This window comes from Chamaesiphon sp. OTE_20_metabat_361 (assembly GCF_031364565.1).
Window position 1 is genome coordinate 1 of the sequence record NZ_JANLWO010000250.1, and the last position, 2,784, is coordinate 2,784.

The window sequence follows — 2,784 nt, forward strand, 5'->3', positions numbered from 1 at the left end:
GGCTGCCAAAGACTTGCCCACCGTCAAATTAGGTGACTCCGAGCGGCTGCTACCAGGCGAATGGGCGATCGCCATTGGCAATCCCTTGGGCTTAGATAATACCGTCACTGTCGGTATCGTCAGTGCTACCGGACGCAGCAGTTCTCAAGTCGGCGATCCCGACAAGCGGGTGAGTTTTATTCAAACCGACGCCGCTATCAATCCCGGCAACTCCGGCGGCCCCCTACTCAATGGACGCGGTGAAGCGATCGGCATTACCACCGCCACTCGCGCCGACGCTCAGGGTGTGGGTTTTGCCATTCCCATGCAGACGGTGACGCGGATTACCACCCAGCTATTTGCCACAGGTAAAGTGCGGCATCCTTATCTGGGCGTCCAGATGATTCCCCTCACCGCCGAACTAAGTGCGGGAATTGCTAAAGAACCGAGTCTGAGATTGAAACTCACCGCCAAACGCGGCGCGATCGTCACAGAAGTGGTCGCAGGTTCGCCAGCAGAGACGGCGGGCATCTTACCCGGCGATGTAATCATTCAAGTCGCAGGTCGCCCGATCTCTACCCCCAGTGACGTCCAGCAGCAAGTAGCAGCCAGCACCATCGGTGAAAACCTCAAATTACAACTCGATCGCCAAGGACGGGTGCGATCGCTCGAAATTAAGCCAGATCTGTTTCCGCCAACTGCTGCGGATTTTGAACCAGGGAGGTAATAATTAATAATTAATTACCTTAACATCCATTTAATAACACCAAGAATTTTTTGCACTGGATCGACCAAATAGTTGCGAGAGTCAATCGTTACATCAGAACCTTCCAATTTGAGAAACTGCCATAGAATACCACTAGTCACGCAACCATAAATAGTTGAAATATCTTTATTTTTAAGTTGATTATACCTTTGAGCAGCTAACATTTCCGCGACACATTGACCCAATCCATTTTCAATTTCTCCACGCTTAGCTTCAACCAGCATTAACACTGGAGCATCGATCGTGAATGGATTTTCAGATCTGCTAAACAGAAAATCACAAAAACCATTTAAACCTTTACTCTGGTCTACATTAAACTCCTCACCAGAGAACAGTTGCACCCGTTTTTCAGACAACCTTCTGGCTTCAACTAAAATCGGACTAACCAATAATTCTGATTTAGCTTTTTCTGTTCTAGCTTTCTCGCCTAAAGGAAGAAGATCGGTGAAAATATTTAGAAATTCTGGCTTCGGTTCGATCGGAGGTAACTGCTCGCAAAAAGAATTATCTATCAATCTTAATTCAAACTGTTCGATAACAGATTCTAGCGTAAAATTATTGTATGACATAATCTTTAAATATAGACGGTGGGCAGTGCCCACCCTACAAAGTTTTATTACTTCAATTTTTCGATTGCGTAGTCAAAGTAGGGTGTGTTTCTGCGCCAGCAAAACGCACCGATCCTCGTTCGAGCCTGGGCGGTGCGTTACCCTGACGGGATAACACACCCTACTTTAACGAAAAATAAAGCTTTTTAGGCAGTGATTTTATGAAGTGCGGAATGTGGGTTTGACCTCTTACCTTTTACCTCTTACCTTTCCCCTTTCCCCTTTCCCCCTTACCCTCTACGGCAAATCCATCAACACCGCCGTTGCCGACTGATACCGATCGCGAAAATGATAAGCCACCATCTTATCCAAAATTTGCGCGAGTACGGGAGACACGATCGCCCGATCTTGCCAAATGAGATTCCCATTAGTATCATCGATCGGGAGATAGCGCGGATGAGTATTAGTCAAAGCCTCGATCGCGATCGTACCCAGAGCATAGATATCGCTAGTATAATTAGGCTGTCCCGCATACTGTTCCGGTGGTGTATAGCCCCGCGTCCCGATCGCGATCGTCACATTGCGATCGTCAGCTAGCGGCTGAATCTCTTTGACTGCCCCAAAATCGATCAGCACCAGTCTACCGTGATGGCGATCGCGGATGATATTTCCCGGCTTGAGATCGCGATGGATCACATGCTGAGAATGGATAAAACCCAGTACTGGCAATAACTGACGCAATAAATCTAGCACTTGAGATTCGCTCCACGGTGCGGTTGCACCTTCTAACTCTCGATCGAGTGGCGTCCCATCGATAAATTCCTGAACGAGATAAAACTCCTGCTGATGCTCGAAATAAGCGAGCAAGTGGGGAATCTGAGCGTGATGCCCCAATTTGGAGAGAATTTCGGCTTCGGTGTTAAATAGCCGCCGTGCCAAATTGACAAAATTAGCATCGCGGCGCGCTGGGACTAATTGCTTGATAACGCACTGCGGCTTGCCGGGACGCTTGGTATCTCGCGCTAGATAAGTTACCCCAAATCCACCTGCGCCCAGGGTAGACTCGGCTTGATAGCGACCATCGAGCAGATAGTTCGGAGCCATCACGCTGGCACTGAGCGCGGTACTGGGGGTTTGCTCTTGTTTGAGAGTGACATCTGCTGGATGGGGAATAGTCAGATTGGGATCGATTTCGGTAGTCGCCGCCATCGTCGTGGCGGGTAGAGCTGACAGGTGTGAAGAATGGCGTGGCGCAGATCGTCACGATGTCGGATCTCTTGGACGATCGAGTCGATCCTAAATTAATTAAAGATCGGATCGTCGCGATCGGTTCGACTGCTAGCTCCCTTAAGGATGAATTTCTAACCCCTTATAGTGCGGGAAAGGCTGAAGATGCCACGATGCCAGGGGTCTTGGTTCATGCCCAAATTACCAGTCAAATTCTCAGTGCGGTACTCGACAACCAACCCTTATGGTGGTTTATTCCCAATT

Annotated in this window: 4 protein-coding genes; 2 read left to right on the forward strand and 2 right to left on the reverse strand. The window is 48.8% G+C overall.

The window, feature by feature from the left end:
* Nucleotides 1-706 (forward strand): trypsin-like peptidase domain-containing protein (locus RMO35_RS07340; protein ID WP_309739740.1); only part of this gene is annotated, 706 nt, incomplete at its 5' end.
* 14 nt (nucleotides 707-720) lie between these two features.
* Here the strand turns inward: RMO35_RS07340 and RMO35_RS07345 are convergent.
* The gene (locus tag RMO35_RS07345; protein ID WP_309739743.1) at nucleotides 721-1,314 is read right to left on the reverse strand and encodes a hypothetical protein; all 594 of its coding nucleotides are present in this window, start codon (nucleotides 1,312-1,314) and stop codon (nucleotides 721-723) included.
* A 276-nt stretch (nucleotides 1,315-1,590) separates the two neighbouring features.
* Nucleotides 1,591-2,502 (reverse strand): serine/threonine-protein kinase, encoded by a 912-nt coding sequence (locus tag RMO35_RS07350; protein WP_309739746.1) that lies wholly within the window; start codon nucleotides 2,500-2,502, stop codon nucleotides 1,591-1,593.
* A gap of 26 nt (nucleotides 2,503-2,528) precedes the next feature.
* Here RMO35_RS07350 and RMO35_RS07355 point away from each other — a divergent pair.
* A partial coding sequence (locus RMO35_RS07355; RefSeq protein ID WP_309739748.1) for a CHASE2 domain-containing protein occupies nucleotides 2,529-2,784 on the forward strand: 256 nt, incomplete at its 3' end.

Bases quoted from the DNA above. Each gene is read 5' to 3' on its own strand.
- RMO35_RS07345 (WP_309739743.1), bottom strand. From the start codon at position 1,314: ATGTCATACAATAATTTTACGCTAGAATCTGTTATCGAACAGTTTGAA.
- RMO35_RS07350 (WP_309739746.1), bottom strand. From the start codon at position 2,502: ATGGCGGCGACTACCGAAATCGATCCCAATCTGACTATTCCCCATCCA.